Consider the following 16,321-nt stretch of genomic DNA (forward strand, 5'->3'; position numbering starts at 1 on the left):
CTCCTCGCGCCTTGTCTCGCTCCGGTACAATCCGTTTTGTTAAAAGGGCTTGTCCCCTAATATCGTTGCTCTGTGCATGATGCGGCGCGCCGGTAAATAATCCGCATTGGCATAATGCTGCGTCACACGGTTATCCCAGATGGCCACATCACCCACCTGCCAGCGCCAGCGCACCTGGAAGTCAGGTTTGGTGACATGGGCAAACAAGAAATGCAGCAGCGCATCACTCTCCTTCTCTGTCAGACCGACAATACGCGTGGTAAAGCCTTCATTAACAAATAACGCCTTTTTACCGCTGACCGGATGGGTGCGGATCACTGGATGTAACACGGGCGGATTCTTCGCCACCGCCTGCTGCCAGCGCTGATGCTCTTCCTCACTGCCGCGATATTTGTATTCCTGGAAGGCTTTGCGGAAATCATGCTCGGCCTGTAACCCACCCAGCAGCACCTGTAACGGTTCAGACAGCGCGTTATACGCAGCGATCCCACTGGTCCACAGCGTATCGCCCCCGGTTTCGGGTAACTGCTTCGCCGCGAGGATCGCCCCGGCTGGAGGGGTTTCAATAAACGTCACATCGGTATGCCAGTTGTCGTTATCCGGCGGGTTATCGTCATGGGTATCCAGCACGATAATCTCCTCCACATCCGGCGCATGCGGATAAACCGGGTGAATATGCAGGTCGCCAAACCGTGCCGCCAGCTGGCGATGCTGCTGCGGGGTTAACGGCTGGTCACGCAGGAACAGTACCTGATGGCGGATCAGCGCATGATAGAGCTGCTCAAACTGCGCATCGCTTAACGGTCGGGTCAAATCTACATCGCTGACCTGGGCACCAATATAGGGGCCAAGCGCCTGAATTTTAATACGTTCGTTCATTGTTGTACTCCATGCCAGGGGGTAAGGCGGCGCTGCAAGGCGCGTAGCCCCAGCTCCAGCGCAAAAGCTATCAGGGCGATCACTGAGATACCGGCCAGCACCACATCGGTGGCGAGAAACTCGCCAGCTGACTGCACCATAAAGCCCAGTCCGCGGGTGGCGGCGATGAGTTCAGCGGCCACCAGCGTCGACCAGCCGACGCCAAGACCAATACGAATGCCTGTCAGGATTTCCGGCAGCGCACCGGGCAGAACCACATGCCACAGCACCTGCCAGCGGCTGGCACCAAGTGAGCGGGCGGCACGCAGACGGACCTGCTGAGCACTTTTTACCCCGGCCACCGCCGACATCGCGATCGGCGCAAAAATCGCCAGGTAGATCAGTAAAATTTTTGAGGTCTCGCCAATACCAAACCAGATCACCATCAGTGGCAAATAAGCCAGCGGCGGCACAGGACGGTACAGCTCAATCAGCGGGTCGAGAATGCCGCGCACGGTGTCATTCAGCCCCATAAAAATGCCCACCGGAACGCCAATCAACGTCGCGGCCAACAGCGCAATCACAATGCGCGTCAGGCTCGCACCCAAATGCTGCCACAGCGTGGCATCCATAAATCCGGCCGGGCTGGCGATGGTCAGTAACTGGTGTAAGACCTTCTGCGGCGGTGGCAGAAACAGTGGCTCAATCAGCTGTAAGGCGGTCACGGCCCACCACACGGCCAGCAACACCAGAAGTGTACCCACGCTGAGTGTCAGCTGACGCGACAGCGGCCAGCGCCATTTCACACGGCGCACCGTGCTTTTTTCGTTAATCAGGGAGCTCATGCAAATACCTCACGCTGCTGGAACACCCGGCCGAGTACGTATTCACGGCGTTCAATAAAGGCAGGATCGGATTTAATCGCGCGGCAGGCTTCCCCCGCTGCATAGCGGCGGCCAAAGTCGAGTGACAGGCGTTCGACAATACGGCCCGGCCCCGGAGACAGTAGAATCAGTTCGCTGGCGAGGAATACGGCTTCCTCAATATCGTGCGTAATCAACAGAATCTGTTTGCCACTGTCGCGCCATAACGTCAGCAACAGTTCCTGCATCTGCTCGCGGGTAAAGGCGTCAAGTGCGCCGAAGGGTTCATCGAGCAGCAGCAGACGCGGGTCAGCCGCCAGTGCGCGGGCAATGCCAACGCGTTGACGCATACCGCCCGAAAGCTGCCAGATAAAGCGTTTTTCAGCACCCTCCAGCCCGACTTTTTTCAGCATCTGGCGTGCCACTGCCCGGCGGGCATTTTTTTCCACTCCTGCCAGCTGCAGCCCGAATGCAACGTTATCCAGTACATTGCGCCATGGCAGCAGCCCTTCATGCTGAAAGACCACGCCCCGGTCGGCGCCCGGTCCACTCACCGGCTGGCCGTCCAGCGTAATGCTGCCACCGTCTGCCGGAATAAATCCGGCAATCAGGTTCAGCAGCGTGGTCTTGCCGCAGCCCGAAGGCCCCAGAACCACCACCAGCTCTCCATTGCCGATCGACAGGTTGATATCCTGTAATGCCAGTTGTCCTGCATAGCTGGCGCGAAGATGAGAGACTGACAGCATGGTTCTGGCTCCTGTTATTGTGCGAGAGGTTTCACAAAGCGGTCGGTGACATAGCTGCTGTAATCCGTTGCGATGTCCGGCACTTTGCCCTGCTCTTTCAGGAACCGGGCCGTATCAACAATCGCCTTGTTCACCGGGCCGTTAAGCTGCTCCACCTGCTGCTTCGCTGTCAGATAGGTATTTCCTTTCACCAGAACCGGAACGTCAGCATTCGGCACACCGCTGAAGCGCGACAGCTTGGTCAGGTTATCGTCCTGCTTCAGCCACTGCTGTGGGTTATCAAGATAGGCTTTCTGCGCGTCCAGTGCGCTGCGGGCAAAGGCAGTCACCACTTCCGGATGCTGCTGGGCAAAGTCTTTACGCACTACCCACACATCCAGCGTTGGCGAACCCCATTTCCCGACCTGGGCGGAATCGGTCAGCACCTTGCCGTCTTTCTCCAGCTGATTCACTGCCGGAGCCCAGACGTAAGCACCATCGATGTCACCACGCTGCCAGGCTGCAAGAATGGCCGGGGGTTGCAGGTTAATGATCTGTACCTGGCCCGGCTTAATGCCCCAGTGCTTCAACGACGCCAGCAGACTGTAATGCGTGGTTGAAATAAAGGGCACGGCGATGCGCTTGCCAATCAGGTCTTTCGGACTCTTGATGTCTTTTTTCACCACCAGCGCTTCGGAGTTGCCCAGTTGGGAAGCCAGCAGGAACACCTCGATAGGCAGTTTTTGACTGGCGGCGACCGCCAGTGGGCTGGAACCGATATTGCCGATCTGTACGTCGCCGGAAGCCAGTGCGCGGATCACGCTGGAGCCGCTGTCGAATTTACGCCAGTCGACTTTCGCCCCGCTCTCTTTGGCAAAGGTGCCGTCAGCCTGAGCGACTTTTGCCGGTTCTGCTGATGTCTGATACGCGATGGTGACATCGACTGCCTGAACGCTGAGTGCTGTCAGTGACAATGCCGCTGCCAATATTGAAAGTGTGAATTTACCCGCCATAGCCCGCTCCAGAGATTATTGTTATTGGTGAACACCTCCTTTGTAACCGGGCGCGACTATCGTAATAAAGTAATTAAAAATTCTTTTTTATATCAAAAATTGCTTAGGAAGAATTGTGAATTGATTTGCCAAAAAATGGTAAAAGCCTTAGTTAAGCGTATTTTCAGAATAAGCAGGGTTTACGCACTGCGCATTTCCCTTGCACCACAGTCTCAACGCCAGGCGACTGCCCTGCAAAAAGAGATGGCCGATACCATCAATCAAATGCTGAAACGCAAAGCCTGACGGCCATCAATAGCGGAAAAACTACCGACATATGCGTTACAAGCACTGAACTCCGCCTTCGCCCAGCAGCATTTGCGCCTGCTGGAAAACGATACGCTGGCGTTCGAGACCGACCTCACCGTGCTGAACAGTCTGCTGAAAACCGATGGGTTTAAGCCGTAATCGGGCCGGGTATGCCCGGCCCCTACGGAAAATGAAGAATATCGTAGGTCCGAAGCACGACGTAGAGGCGGGGAAGATCGTAGGTCCGAAGCAAATACCGTAGGGGCAAGGCACGCCTCGCCCGCGGTTTTAGTGCCAGATCAGCAATACGCAGGCCGCTGTTAACAACCCCATAAAAACATTGAAAAGGGTCCATGCCCGGCGACTGCGCAGAATGCGGCCTATCAGCGTGCCGAAGCCTAACCAGATCACCCCGGAAACCACATTGACCAGCGCCATGCCAATACTGATGGCAATCACCGAGTTTTTGTAGGCTTCACCGGCCAGACTGAAGCTGGCCACGGCACCCAGTGCCATTAGCCAGGCTTTCGGGTTAATCAGTTGCAACAGACCGCCCTGCCAGAACGGCATCGGCGCTGCGGGTGCGTTACCCGTTTCCAGTTTTTCGTATTCCGCGCTGCCGATTTTCCACGCCAGCCAGAGCAAATAGGCACTGCCCGCTATTTTCAGGAACAGATGAAGGGAAGGATAAAGCAGAATCAAACCACCCACGCCAAAGGCCACCATCAGCAGCATCACCTGCATCCCGATCATAATGCCGATCAGTAACATCAGAGAGCGCAGAAAACCAAAGTTAGCACCTGAGGCGGTGAGTAACATATTATTAGGGCCTGGCGTAATCGCCGCGACCCACAGAAAGCCCAACATTGATAAAAACAGACTCAGTTCCATAGAACGGGTGCTCCCCACCCCTCTGAAAAATTAACAACCTGACGAAGCTAACAGCGTGCTATGGATCCTACAAGCTCTAACCCGATAAATTTTAGCCCCCTGACGGATAACGCTTTTCGTCCACTAATGGGCACCAGCAATCCGCATCTGCAAACTATTCTGCCGCGCCTGATCCGTCGCCGCATTACCCTGCAACCCCACTGGCAGCGCCTGACGTTACCGGATAGCGATTTTGTCGATCTGGCATGGAGTGAAGATCCGGCGGCCGCACGCCACAAACCCCGAGTGGTCCTGTTCCACGGGCTGGAGGGCAGTTTTCACAGCCCTTATGCGCACGGCCTGCTTCAGGTGTTGAAAGATCGCGGCTGGCTTGGCGTGGTGATGCATTTTCGCGGTTGCAGTGGTGTACCGAATCGGCTCAACCGTATCTATCACTCCGGTGAGACAGAAGACGCCAGCTACTTTTTGCAGTGGTTGCGCGATGAATGGGGCCAGGTTCCTACCGCCGCGGTGGGGATTTCCCTGGGCGGGAATATGCTGGCCTGCCTGATGGGCAAGCAGGGCGAGGGCTGCCTGCTGGACGCGGGCGTGGTGGTTTCCGCCCCGCTGATGCTGGAACCCTGTAGTCTGCGGCTGGAGCAGGGATTTTCACGCATCTATCAGCGTTATTTGCTGGGATTGCTGAAGAAGAATGCCGAACGCAAACTCCGCGCGTGGCCGGGAACACTCCCTGTCGACCTGGCTCAGCTTAAATCGCTGCGCCTGCTACGCGACTTTGACGATGCGATCACCGCGCGCGCGCACGGCTTTGCGGATGCCAGCGACTACTATCATCGTTGCAGCGCCATGCCGTTGCTCCCCGGCGTGCGTAAACCGTTATTGGTGATACACGCGAAAGACGACCCTTTTATGACCCCTGAGGTCATCCCTGATCCGGCATTACTGCCCGCCTGTGTTGAGTATCAGCTGACGCAGCACGGTGGACACGTCGGTTTCGTCGGCGGCACGCTGCGTAAACCTGCGATGTGGCTGGAACAGCGCATCCCTCAGTGGCTTAACACCTGGCTGGAGAAATGATGATTATCCCCTGGAAAGACCTTGATACCGAGACGCTCGACAATTTGATTGAATCCTTCGTACTGCGTGAAGGCACCGACTATGGTGAACAGGAGCGCTCGCTAAAACAGAAAGTCGACGATGTCCGTCGCCAGCTCAACAGCGGCGAGGTGGTGCTGGTGTGGTCGGAATTGCATGAATCCGTCAACATCATGCCGCGCGGCCAGTTTCGTGAATAAATAGTCGTGAATAAGTAAACGTGAAGCCATAATGACTTGGACGGGTAAAACATGTTACCAATGATCCGTCCGTCCGACCTTTATCAGGGAGTTGCACGCCATGTCAGCCAAACATCCGGTCATCGCCGTCACCGGCTCCAGTGGGGCAGGAACCACCACCACCAGCCTGGCTTTCAGGAAGATTTTTCAGCAACTTAATCTGCGGGCAGCCGAGGTCGAAGGGGACAGTTTCCACCGTTTTACCCGCCCGGAAATGGATATGGCAATCCGTAAAGCGCGCGATATGGGAAAGCACGTCAGCTATTTTGGCCCTGAAGCCAATGACTTTGGCCTGCTGGAGCAAACGTTTGGTGAATATGGTCGCAGCGGTAAAGGGCAGTCGCGCAAATATCTGCACACCTATGATGAAGCCGTACCCTGGAACCAGGTGCCGGGCACATTTACCCCGTGGCAGCCGCTGCCTGAACCCACCGATGTCCTGTTTTATGAGGGTTTGCATGGCGGCGTAATGACTCCGCTGCACAACGTGGCAGACAAGGTGGACCTGCTGGTCGGCGTGGTGCCTATCGTTAACCTGGAGTGGATACAAAAACTGGTGCGCGACACGGGTGAACGCGGTCACTCGCGTGAAGCGGTCATGGATTCAGTGGTGCGTTCCATGGAGGACTACATTAACTTTATTACGCCGCAGTTCTCACGCACTCATATTAACTTCCAGCGCGTCCCCACGGTGGATACCTCTAACCCCTTTGCTGCTCGCGGCATCCCCTCTCTGGATGAAAGTTTTGTCGTCATCCACTTTCAGGGGCTGGAAGATATCGACTTCCCCTATCTTCTCTCCATGTTGCAAGGTTCGTTTATCTCGCATATCAAAACCCTGGTGGTACCAGGTGGAAAAATGGGACTGGCAATGGAGTTGATTATGGGGCCACTGGTCAAACGCCTTATCGAAGGCAAAAAAATCGGCTGACCCCATTTATCCTGTTATCGCTTCATCAGCAGGCGGTGGATAAAGCCGGTATGCAGCCTCACCCCGATTTTTAGCGCATCTTCGTCAAGGCGAAAATGGGGGTTATGCAGCCCCCGGCAGGTCCCTTTTTCCGGGTTGCCCGACCCGACCCACAGGAAACAGCCCGGCACTACCTGCTGATAGGCTGAGAAGTCCTCGCAGCCAAACATTGGATGCAGCATAACCTGCAAGGCATCATCCCCCAGCGTGGCAATCACATTATCCACTGCAATACGGCAGGCGTCCGGGTGATTAACCCCGGTGGTGTAACCCGGCGTCCATTTCAGCACGTAGCTGGCCCCTGCTCCCTGCGTCATTCCGTCCAGCTGCTGTGACATCATCTGCGGGATAGTGTTACGCGCACTCTGGCTGAGCGTGCGCAGCGTGCCGCGCAGATTCGCCGTGTCAGGGATAACGTTATAGCCGCCGTCAGCCTGAAAACTCGCGACCGTCAGTACGGCACCTTCGTTAGGGTCAAGACGACGTGAGACAATCTGCTGAAGTGCCTGCACCACTCCTGCGCCCAGCGTCACCGGGTCGATACTCTCCTGCGGCATCGCTGCGTGGGCGCCTTTTCCCTGCAGGGTCAGGTCGAAGTTATCGCTGGCAGCGCTGAAGACGCCCTCTTTCACAGCCACCTGGCCGGTAGACAGTCCCGGGAAAACATGCAGACCGAAGATCATTGATACACCATTCAATACGCCCAGCTTAATCAGCTCGCTGGCCCCGCCTGGCGGCACTTCTTCCGCATGCTGGAAAATAAAGCGCACTTTGCCGGCAAGCTTACTCTGCTGCTGGCACAACACCCATGCCGCCCCCATCAGCATTGCCGTATGCGCATCATGCCCGCAGGCATGCATCACACCGCGATTGCGCGAGGTGAAAGGTTCACTGTTCAACTCCTCAATAGGCAGCGCATCCATATCGGCCCTCAGGGCAATGCAGTCACCACTACGCGGCCCCTCAAGTTCAGCCAGTACGCTATTTGGCGTCGGGCGACTAAGTGTTAATGGGCCAAACTTTGCCAGTTCAGCGGCAACATAGTCTGCGGTGCCATGCTCGTGGAAAGAGAGTTCGGCATTCGCGTGAATATGCCGCCGCCATTGCAGCACCTTTGGTGTGACATCCTGAATCAGCGTCTCGATAGTCATCATGACTCCTGGTTGATTAAATCTGACAACGGCAGACCAGGCAGCAACAGAGAATCATGGGCAAACGCCGGACATTCAGCTGTTGTTTCGCCAGCCTGCAGCAAATTAAGAAAGGAATGTAGAACGAGGGAAATATACCGCTGATGTTATTCGCCTGCCGTGGCGTGAAATGCGGGTAGAGAGAGGAATAGCAGGATGTGTACGCTACGTTCTGTCAGCTGTGGGTAACGACAACGAACATCGTTACCCATAAGAAACCAGCTTCAGGTCAGATCTGTCACTTCATAGCTGTGCGTCATTTTCACCGCGCTCCCCAGCATAATCGCCACCGAGCAGTATTTCTCCGCAGAGAGGTCGACCGCACGTGAAACGGCTTTATCCGTTAACGCCTTGCCGCTGACAATAAAGTGCAGGTTAATATGGGTGAAAATACGCGGTGCCTCTTCACGACGTTCCGAGGTCAATTTAACTTCACAGTCGGCGACATCGTGACGGCCTTTCTGCAGAATAGACACCACATCAATCGCACTGCATCCCCCGGCAGCCATCAGCACCATCTCCATCGGGCTGGGTGCTTTATCCCCCGCGTTGCCATCCATCAAAATCTGATGGCCGGATGAGGATTCTCCCAAAAACGTCATCCCTTCAACCCACTTAACTCGTGCTTGCATCACAAAATCCTCTCATTGATTCAGTTACCGCAGAGTACGCTGCACTCACAAAAACGGCAACGTTGCCTTTTTCGAACTATGCTGAAGCGAGACAACAGAAGACAGTCTTGTAAAGCTGTGCTACAAACGAAGCTGCAATATTTTACTGGCATAACAATGCACGGTAAAAACGGGACGACAGCACGAGCCATGCTCTTAACAGAGGCCCGTATAATTTCCCTATGGGAACGCTTGAATATTTCAACGCCTGGCAGGGATACATCCCCTGATACCCAAAAATATTTCGCGCTTCAGGCCAGCGGCAACGCATCTGCAGCACGCCGAATACAGGGTATATTTAGGCACGATTACAACAGAGGATAACAGCGAATGGTTCTCGGCAAACCGCAAACAGACCCTACACTCGAATGGTTCCTGTCACATTGCCATATTCACAAATATCCATCCAAAAGCACTCTGATTCATCAGGGTGAGAAGGCGGAAACCCTCTATTACATCGTTAAAGGATCAGTAGCGGTGTTAATCAAGGATGAAGAAGGCAAAGAGATGATCCTCTCCTACCTCAATCAGGGCGACTTCATTGGCGAGCTGGGCCTCTTTGAAGAAGGTCAGGAGCGCAGTGCATGGGTACGTGCGAAAACAGCCTGTGAAGTGGCTGAAATTTCCTACAAAAAATTCCGTCAGTTGATTCAGGTGAATCCTGACATCCTGATGCGCCTGTCTTCACAGATGGCGCGTCGCCTGCAAGTCACATCAGAGAAAGTGGGTAATTTAGCTTTCCTTGATGTGACCGGACGCATTGCCCAAACGTTGTTGAATCTGGCGAAACAACCGGATGCCATGACGCACCCGGATGGGATGCAGATCAAAATCACCCGTCAGGAGATCGGCCAGATCGTCGGCTGCTCCCGCGAAACGGTGGGTCGTATTCTGAAAATGCTGGAAGATCAAAACCTGATCTCAGCACATGGTAAAACCATTGTTGTTTACGGAACACGTTAACCGGCTCTGAACCCACGGCGCGACGCCCAGTCGCGCCGTTTTTATTTGGTGTGGCTCATGTGGCGGAGAATTATCTATCACCCCGAAGTTAACTACGCACTCAGGCAAACACTGGTGCTGTGTTTACCCGTGGCGATCGGCTGGATGCTCGGCAACCTGCAAAACGGCCTGCTGTTCTCATTAGTCCCCGCCTGTTGTAACAATGCCGGTCTTGATACTCCACACAAACGCTTCTTCAAACGTCTGATCGTAGGCGGTTGCCTGTTTGCTTTCAGTAGCTTTTTGATTCAGTACGCCGGGGCAGAAGAGGTGCCACTGCCCGTGATCCTGCTGGTCATGGCACTGCTGCTTGGCGTCACCGGTGAAATCAGTCCGCTGCACGGTCGTCTGCTACCGGCATCGCTGATTGCCGCCATTTTCACCCTCAGTCTGGCCGGACGCATGCCCATGTGGCAGCCGCCGCTATTGTTCATTCTCGGTACCGTCTGGTATGGCGCGTTTAACTGGTTCTGGTTCTGGCTGTGGAAAGAGCAGCCGATGCGCGAAACCCTCAGTCTGCTCTATCATGAACTGGCTGATTACTGCGAAGCGAAATACAGTCTGCTAACCCAGTTGACCGATCCCCAAACCGCCCTGCCTCCCCTGTTGGTCCGCCAACAGAAAGCCGTCGATCTGATTAACACCTGTTACCAGCAAATGCATATGCTGGCCGCCAATCGCGACCATTATCAGCGACTGACGCGCGCATTTCAGGTCGCCCTCGATCTACAGGAACATATCGCCGTCAGCCTGCATCAGCCCGAGGAAGTACAGAAGCTGGTAGAGCAGAGCCACGCCGAGGCGGTGATCCGCTGGAATGCGCAGACCATTGCCACACGCCTGCGGGTACTGGCTGACGATATCCTCTATCACCGCTTCCCTGAACGTTTCACGATGGAAAAACCGCTTCAGGCACTGGAAAAAATATCCCGTCAGCACCCCGATAATCCGGTTGGCAACTTTTGCTATTATCACTTCAGCCGTATCGCCCGCGTGCTACGCACCCAGCACCCGTTGTACCGTCGCGACCTGATGGCGGACCGCCAGCGCCGCCTGCCGCTGTTTCCTGCGTTGAAGAGTTATCTGTCGCTGAAATCCTCTGCCCTGCGCACCGCCGCACGCTATGCAGTCATGCTGACCTTCGCCAGTTCACTGGCCCTGTTCTTCAATCTGCCGAAGCCTTACTGGATACTGATGACGGTGATGTTTGTCAGCCTCAACGGTTACAGCGCTACTCGGGTACGTATCCAGCACAGGGCGCTGGGAACGCTGGCCGGGTTGGCCATTGCCGCTGCCACGCTCGGTTTACATGCCCCGGAATCCTGGGTGCTGCTGGTGATGCTACTGATTACCCTGGTGAGCTATCTGTTTATCCGCAAGTTTTACGGCTGGGCAACCGTAGGATTCACGGTCACCGCGGTGTATACATTGCAACTGCTGTCGCTGAACGGAGCGCAGTTCCTGCTGCCGCGCTTAATGGATACACTAATGGGCTGTCTGATTGCCTTCGGCGGCATGATTTGGCTATGGCCACAGTGGCAGAGTGGATTGATGCGTCAGAATGCGCACGATGCGCTGGAGACCTATCAGGAGGCATTGCAGAAGCTGCTGGGCAGCGAACAGGATGCGGAGAAACTGGCATACCAGCGTATGCGGGTGAATCAGGCGCATAATGCGCTGTTTAACTCACTGCATCAGGCGATGCAGGAACCGGGCTTTAATTCACGCTACCTGGCCGATATGCAGCTGTGGGTCACGCACAGCCAGTTTATTGTTGAGCATATCAACGCCATGACCATTCTGGCGCGGGAGCATACGATGCTAACGCCGACGCTGGCAGAGCGCTATTTGCAATCCTGCGAAATTGCCCTGCAACGCTGTCAGCAGCGTCTGGAGTATGACGGACCGGATTCAGGCAGCAATGTACTGGATGCTCCCGAGGACTTCCATCAGGGGCCGGTGACCATTATGGAGCGACACGTGAAGCGTATTCTTGGCCACCTCAGCGTAATGCACACCATTTCGTCGCTGACCTGGAGCCAGCGCCCACATCATGGCCGCTGGCTGTCCCGGCGCTTGAGGAAATCGTCATGATCGCGGGTCAGGCATGCCTGACCCCTACGAATTAGCGGCATGCCGACGCTGGTCTGGGATATGCCTGACATCGACGAATTAGCGGCATGCCGACGTTGGTCTGGGATATGCCTGACATCGACGAATTAGCGGCATGTCGACGTTGGTCTGGGATATGCCTGACATCGACGAATTAGCGGCATGCCGACGTTGGTCTGGGATATGCCTGACATCGACGAATTAGCGGCATGCCGACGTTGGCCTAGGATATGCCTGACCCCTACGAATTAGCGGCATGCCGACGCTGGTCTGGGATATGCCTGACATCGACGAATTAGCGGCATGCCGACGTTGGTCTGGGATATGCCTGACATCGACGAATTAGCGGCATGCCGACGTTGGTCTGGGATATGCCTGACATCGACGAAACAACGTAGGGGCGGGGCATGCCCCGCCCACGGCAATCAGCCCAGGACTTTCTCAACAGCCGTGGCGAAACGCGCCATGCCTTCGGCGATATCCGTTGGCTCAATGACCAGCGAAGGCGCAAAACGCATCACGTCAGTTCCGGCAACCAACACCATCACACCGGCTTCTGCTGCGGCGTTAAGAATATCGCGCGCACGTCCAGCATGCTGTGATTTCAGCTCCGCGCCAATCAGCAGGCCTTTGCCACGGATATCGCTGAACAGATCGAAACGGGCATCCAGCGCCTGAAGCGCATCAACAAACAGCTGACGGCGCTCTTCCACACCTTCCAGCACCTCTGGCGTATTGATGATATCCAGTGCAGCTTCAGCCACCGCACAGGCCAGCGGATTACCGCCATAGGTGGTGCCATGCACGCCAGGCGCCATAACCGATGCAATGTCGTTAGTCGTTAACATGGCACTGACCGGGAAACCACCGCCCAGCGCTTTGGCGGTGGTGAGTATATCCGGCTGCACACCATAATGCTCATACGCAAACAGTTTACCGCTGCGGCCCATGCCGCTTTGCACTTCATCCAGAACCAGCAGCGCATTATGTTCATCACAGAGCTGGCGCAGCCCCTGCATAAACTCTGGCGTCGCGGGCATCACACCCCCTTCTCCCTGAATCGGCTCGACCACAATGGCGCAGGTATGATCGTCAATCACCGCTTTTACTGCGGCCAGGTCGTTAAACGGGACGTGGACGATATCGGCAGGTTTTGGCCCGAAGCCATCGGAATACTTCGGCTGGCCGCCAACGGACACCGTAAACAGCGTGCGACCGTGGAAGGCGTTATGGAAGGCAATGATTTTACTTTTGAACGGGCTGTGACGTTTGGTGGCGTAGTAACGCGCCAGCTTAAACGCCGCTTCGTTTGCTTCAGCACCGGAGTTAGCAAAGAACACTCGCTCGGCAAAGGTCGCGTTGATCAGTTTGGTCGCCAGACGCAGGGCAGGTTCGTTAGTGAAGACGTTACTGGTGTGCCACAGGGTTTCACCCTGCGTTTTTAATGCCTCTACCAGCGCCGGATGGCAATGCCCGAGCGCGGTGACCGCAATACCGCCAGAGAAATCAATGTACTCTTTACCCTGCTGATCCCAAACGCGGCTGCCTTTCCCTTTCACCGGCACAAACTGTGCTGGTGCATAAACAGGCAAAATCACCTCATCGAACGTTGCACGTGTTACCGCTAATTTTTCCGCCGCCATTCACTACCTCACCATTTAGTCTTTTCAGGGATGTGAAAATATAGTCATAAAATATGCATAAAAAGTCACTAAAAGGCAAACGTTAATCAGCGTTTGAGGAAATTATCCAGCAGTTGATGCCCCTGCTCGCTGAGGATGCTTTCCGGGTGAAACTGCACCCCTTCCAGCGATAACGTGCGGTGGCGGAAGCCCATGATCTCATCAGGCTGACCATTCTCATCCACGGTCCAGGCGGTCACTTCAAACTCAGCAGGCAGACTGCCGCTTTCAACAATCAATGAATGATAGCGGGTCACCGTCAGGGGATGATTCAGCCCGGCAAACACGCCGCCATCACGATGTTCGATCGCGGATGTTTTGCCGTGCATCACCTTGCGTGCGCGTACCACGCGGGCGCCAAAGGCCTGTGCGATTGCCTGGTGCCCCAGACAAACGCCAAGGATAGGCAATTTCCCGGAGAAATAACGGATAGCCTCAAGAGAGATCCCGGCTTCATTCGGTGTACAGGGACCTGGAGAGATCACCAGATGTTCCGGCGCCAGCGCGTCAATCTCAGCCAGCGTGATCTCGTCATTGCGGCGCACGCATACCTCGGCTCCCAGCTCAGAAAAATACTGGTAGAGGTTCCAGGTGAAGGAGTCGTAGTTGTCGATCAGAAGCAGCATGGTGGGCTCGTTACAGCAGGACCGCCACCAGGCGGCCCTGACAGAATGCCATCAGAGAATTATGGCAGCACTTTGGCAGACAGGATCACCACCGGCGTCACCGGAACATTCTGGTAAGGACCAAAAGTTTTCGTCTGCACCTGGGCGATCTTATCGGCCACATCCATTCCCTTCACCACTTTACCGAAGACGGCATAGCCAAAATCACGCTGACCATGATCGAGGAAGGCGTTATCCGCCACGTTGATAAAGAACTGGCTGGTTGCACTGTCCTTCTCAGCCGTACGCGCCATTGAAATGGTGCCACGTTTATTGAGCAGGCCGTTATCTGCCTCATTTTTTATCGGCGGTTTAGGCTGCTTCTGCTGCATGTCAGCGGTGAATCCCCCGCCCTGCAGCATAAAGCCCGGGATCACGCGGTGAAAAATGGTGTTGTTATAAAAACCATTGTTGACGTAATCCACAAAATTAGTCACCGATACCGGTGCTTTCTGGTTGTTCAGTTCCAGTTCGATAGTACCGGCGGAAGTGGTCAGCAGCACATGCGTGTCCCCCTTCGCGGCAATAGCGGAGGCAGAGATTGTCGACAGGGCAAGAACGGTCGCCACTGCGGTCAAAGTACGTTTCAACATGAAAGATTCCTTACTGAGTGCAACAAACCATAAAAACAACGCTGATTGTAAAGAGGCACTTACCAACGCGCCAGCGTTTTACCTTTATTTACGCTGCAAACATCTTGAAGCAAACGGGATAAGAGAAGTCCGAATGGTGATAATGATCACGTTATGAATGAAATATGAAGATATTCATTTCATTAAATATTTAAGCAGATCACGAATATCGTTAAACTTCTCTCGTTTACCACGGGCATTCCGCCCGACGACTTCTCTTTCAAACAGGTTTCCACTATGACAAATCGCGATCGAATTGGGCTTACCTGGATCAGCTTCTTCTCTTATGCGCTGACCGGTGCAGTGGTTATCGTTACCGGTATGGTACTGGAGAATATTGCTGCTTACTTCCAGCTGCCCGTGGCACAGATGAGTAATACCTTTACCTTCCTGAACGCCGGTATCCTGCTGGCGGTATTCCTGAACGCCTGGCTGATGGAAATTGTGCCACTGAAGCGTCAGCTTATTTTCGGCTTTGTGCTGATGGTGCTGGCCGTGCTGGGCTTGATGAACAGCCACAGCCTCACCGTTTTCTCTCTGTGCATGTTTGTGCTTGGCGTGGTGAGTGGTATTACCATGTCCATCGGTACGTTCCTGATCACCCATCTGTATGAAGGACGTCAGCGTGGCTCTCGCCTGCTGTTTACCGACTCCTTCTTCAGCATGGCGGGTACCATTTTCCCGATTATTGCTGCCGCTATTCTCGCGCGTTCTCTGCCGTGGTACTGGGTATACGCCTGCATCGGCGTCATCTATGTCGCCATCTTTGTTCTGGCACTGTGCTTTGAATTCCCGGTACTGGGCAAGAAAGCCACCAGAGGCGAGCCTGTAGTGAAAGAGAAGTGGGGCATCGGCGTCGGCCTGTTGGCTGTGGCAGCACTGTGCTACATCCTTGGCCAGCTTGGCTTTATTGGCTGGGTACCGCTGTACGCGACCAAAAATATGGGGCAGAGTATCGAACAAGCCGGGGGTCTGGTCGGTAACTTCTGGACCGCGTATATGATTGGTATGTGGGCCTTCAGTGCCATTCTGCGTTTCTTCGATCCGCAGCGCATCCTCACCGTACTGGCACTGGCCGCCACTGCGCTGATGTACTGGTTTATCAGCGCGACGGATGCCTCCATGCTGAAGTGGATCATGATGAGCCTGGGCTTCTTCTCCAGCGCTATCTACACCACCATTATCACACTGGGTTCGTTGCAGACTAAGGTCGCTTCGCCAAAACTGGTGAACTTCATCCTGACCTGCGGCACCGTTGGCACCATGTTGACCTTCGTGGTCACTGGCCCGATCGTAGAGAAAGGCGGTGCACACGCGGCGCTGGCGACCGCTAACGGCCTGTACGCGGTGGTCTTTGTGATGTGTCTGCTGCTCGGTTTCGTCAGCAAGCACAAGTTGCATGGACATATGGGTTCCCACTAACCT

General features: G+C 54.9%; 17 protein-coding genes. 7 read left to right on the plus strand and 10 right to left on the minus strand.

The window, feature by feature from the left end:
- Positions 1-39: 39 nt before the first annotated feature.
- The 4 genes from tauD to tauA are packed head-to-tail and all read right to left on the minus strand — an operon-like array spanning position 40 to position 3,459.
- Positions 40-879 carry a taurine dioxygenase gene (tauD, locus tag FY046_RS14585; protein WP_133846688.1) on the minus strand — a complete coding sequence of 280 codons (840 nt, stop codon included), beginning with the start codon at positions 877-879 and terminating at the stop codon, positions 40-42.
- Entirely contained in the window at positions 876-1,703 is an 828-nt protein-coding gene (tauC, locus tag FY046_RS14590) for a taurine ABC transporter permease TauC (protein ID WP_133846687.1), read from the minus strand. Before tauC ends, tauD begins: the two co-directional genes overlap by 4 nt.
- A complete protein-coding gene (gene tauB / locus FY046_RS14595) occupies positions 1,700-2,467 on the minus strand; it encodes a taurine ABC transporter ATP-binding subunit (RefSeq protein WP_133846686.1) in 768 nt (255 codons plus the stop codon). Before tauB ends, tauC begins: the two co-directional genes overlap by 4 nt.
- 14 nt (positions 2,468-2,481) lie before the next feature.
- A complete protein-coding gene (gene tauA / locus FY046_RS14600; protein WP_446186208.1) occupies positions 2,482-3,459 on the minus strand; it encodes a taurine ABC transporter substrate-binding protein in 978 nt (325 codons plus the stop codon).
- A gap of 27 nt (positions 3,460-3,486) precedes the next feature.
- Here tauA and FY046_RS14605 point away from each other — a divergent pair, with 27 nt between their 5' ends.
- A complete protein-coding gene (locus FY046_RS14605; protein ID WP_159337867.1) occupies positions 3,487-3,744 on the plus strand; it encodes a hypothetical protein in 258 nt (85 codons plus the stop codon).
- Positions 3,745-4,035: 291 nt separating this feature from the next.
- On the opposite strand, the gene FY046_RS14610 is transcribed toward FY046_RS14605, so the two are convergent.
- A complete protein-coding gene (locus FY046_RS14610) occupies positions 4,036-4,638 on the minus strand; it encodes a LysE family translocator (protein ID WP_133846683.1) in 603 nt (200 codons plus the stop codon).
- Between the two features lie 60 nt (positions 4,639-4,698).
- Here FY046_RS14610 and FY046_RS14615 point away from each other — a divergent pair, with 60 nt between their 5' ends.
- From FY046_RS14615 to FY046_RS14625, 3 genes are all read left to right on the plus strand, one after another.
- Positions 4,699-5,715: a hydrolase gene (locus FY046_RS14615; protein ID WP_446186209.1), complete on the plus strand. Its 1,017-nt coding sequence runs from the start codon at positions 4,699-4,701 to the stop codon at positions 5,713-5,715.
- Positions 5,715-5,933 carry a YheU family protein gene (locus tag FY046_RS14620; protein WP_133846705.1) on the plus strand — a complete coding sequence of 73 codons (219 nt, stop codon included), beginning with the start codon at positions 5,715-5,717 and terminating at the stop codon, positions 5,931-5,933. The genes FY046_RS14615 and FY046_RS14620 overlap by 1 nt, the downstream gene beginning before the upstream one ends.
- Positions 5,934-6,033: 100 nt before the next feature.
- Positions 6,034-6,903, plus strand: coding sequence for a phosphoribulokinase (locus tag FY046_RS14625; RefSeq protein WP_446186210.1), 870 nt, complete (start codon positions 6,034-6,036; stop codon positions 6,901-6,903).
- Positions 6,904-6,917: 14 nt separating this feature from the next.
- On the opposite strand, the gene FY046_RS14630 is transcribed toward FY046_RS14625, so the two are convergent.
- Both FY046_RS14630 and FY046_RS14635 read right to left on the minus strand, forming a co-directional pair.
- On the minus strand, positions 6,918-8,096 hold the full coding sequence (locus FY046_RS14630) for an amidohydrolase (protein WP_446186211.1): 1,179 nt from the start codon (positions 8,094-8,096) through the stop codon (positions 6,918-6,920).
- Between the two features lie 260 nt (positions 8,097-8,356).
- Complete coding sequence (locus FY046_RS14635; RefSeq protein WP_133846679.1) at positions 8,357-8,764, minus strand: OsmC family protein; 408 nt, start codon at positions 8,762-8,764, stop codon at positions 8,357-8,359.
- A gap of 369 nt (positions 8,765-9,133) precedes the next feature.
- On the opposite strand from FY046_RS14635, the gene crp reads away from it, so the two are divergent.
- Positions 9,134-9,766 (plus strand): cAMP-activated global transcriptional regulator CRP, encoded by a 633-nt coding sequence (gene crp, locus FY046_RS14640; RefSeq protein WP_000242758.1) that lies wholly within the window; start codon positions 9,134-9,136, stop codon positions 9,764-9,766.
- Between the two features lie 57 nt (positions 9,767-9,823).
- Positions 9,824-11,899: a YccS/YhfK family putative transporter gene (locus tag FY046_RS14645; RefSeq protein WP_159337861.1), complete on the plus strand. Its 2,076-nt coding sequence runs from the start codon at positions 9,824-9,826 to the stop codon at positions 11,897-11,899.
- Positions 11,900-12,342: 443 nt separating this feature from the next.
- On the opposite strand, the gene argD is transcribed toward FY046_RS14645, so the two are convergent.
- The 3 genes from argD to ppiA form a co-directional block, all read right to left on the minus strand.
- Positions 12,343-13,560, minus strand: a complete 1,218-nt coding sequence (gene argD / locus FY046_RS14650) for a bifunctional acetylornithine/succinyldiaminopimelate transaminase (protein WP_133846677.1) — start codon at positions 13,558-13,560, stop codon at positions 12,343-12,345.
- Positions 13,561-13,646: 86 nt separating this feature from the next.
- Complete coding sequence (locus FY046_RS14655) at positions 13,647-14,225, minus strand: aminodeoxychorismate synthase component II (protein WP_133846676.1); 579 nt, start codon at positions 14,223-14,225, stop codon at positions 13,647-13,649.
- A 59-nt stretch (positions 14,226-14,284) separates the two neighbouring features.
- Positions 14,285-14,857, minus strand: coding sequence for a peptidylprolyl isomerase A (gene ppiA, locus FY046_RS14660; RefSeq protein WP_133846675.1), 573 nt, complete (start codon positions 14,855-14,857; stop codon positions 14,285-14,287).
- 276 nt (positions 14,858-15,133) lie between these two features.
- Here ppiA and tsgA point away from each other — a divergent pair, with 276 nt between their 5' ends.
- Entirely contained in the window at positions 15,134-16,318 is a 1,185-nt protein-coding gene (gene tsgA, locus FY046_RS14665; RefSeq protein ID WP_133846674.1) for an MFS transporter TsgA, read from the plus strand.
- The last annotated feature ends 3 nt before the right edge of the window (positions 16,319-16,321 follow it).

The sequence above is a fragment of the Erwinia sp. 1181_3 genome (assembly GCF_052824965.1).

Bases quoted from the DNA above. Each gene is read 5' to 3' on its own strand.
- tauD (WP_133846688.1), bottom strand. From the start codon at position 879: ATGAACGAACGTATTAAAATTCAGGCGCTTGGCCCCTATATTGGTGCC.
- tauC (WP_133846687.1), bottom strand. From the start codon at position 1,703: ATGAGCTCCCTGATTAACGAAAAAAGCACGGTGCGCCGTGTGAAATGG.
- tauB (WP_133846686.1), bottom strand. From the start codon at position 2,467: ATGCTGTCAGTCTCTCATCTTCGCGCCAGCTATGCAGGACAACTGGCA.
- tauA (WP_446186208.1), bottom strand. From the start codon at position 3,459: ATGGCGGGTAAATTCACACTTTCAATATTGGCAGCGGCATTGTCACTG.
- FY046_RS14610 (WP_133846683.1), bottom strand. From the start codon at position 4,638: ATGGAACTGAGTCTGTTTTTATCAATGTTGGGCTTTCTGTGGGTCGCG.
- FY046_RS14615 (WP_446186209.1), top strand. From the start codon at position 4,699: ATGGATCCTACAAGCTCTAACCCGATAAATTTTAGCCCCCTGACGGAT.
- FY046_RS14620 (WP_133846705.1), top strand. From the start codon at position 5,715: ATGATTATCCCCTGGAAAGACCTTGATACCGAGACGCTCGACAATTTG.
- FY046_RS14625 (WP_446186210.1), top strand. From the start codon at position 6,034: ATGTCAGCCAAACATCCGGTCATCGCCGTCACCGGCTCCAGTGGGGCA.
- FY046_RS14630 (WP_446186211.1), bottom strand. From the start codon at position 8,096: ATGATGACTATCGAGACGCTGATTCAGGATGTCACACCAAAGGTGCTG.
- FY046_RS14635 (WP_133846679.1), bottom strand. From the start codon at position 8,764: ATGCAAGCACGAGTTAAGTGGGTTGAAGGGATGACGTTTTTGGGAGAA.
- crp (WP_000242758.1), top strand. From the start codon at position 9,134: ATGGTTCTCGGCAAACCGCAAACAGACCCTACACTCGAATGGTTCCTG.
- FY046_RS14645 (WP_159337861.1), top strand. From the start codon at position 9,824: ATGTGGCGGAGAATTATCTATCACCCCGAAGTTAACTACGCACTCAGG.
- argD (WP_133846677.1), bottom strand. From the start codon at position 13,560: ATGGCGGCGGAAAAATTAGCGGTAACACGTGCAACGTTCGATGAGGTG.
- FY046_RS14655 (WP_133846676.1), bottom strand. From the start codon at position 14,225: ATGCTGCTTCTGATCGACAACTACGACTCCTTCACCTGGAACCTCTAC.
- ppiA (WP_133846675.1), bottom strand. From the start codon at position 14,857: ATGTTGAAACGTACTTTGACCGCAGTGGCGACCGTTCTTGCCCTGTCG.
- tsgA (WP_133846674.1), top strand. From the start codon at position 15,134: ATGACAAATCGCGATCGAATTGGGCTTACCTGGATCAGCTTCTTCTCT.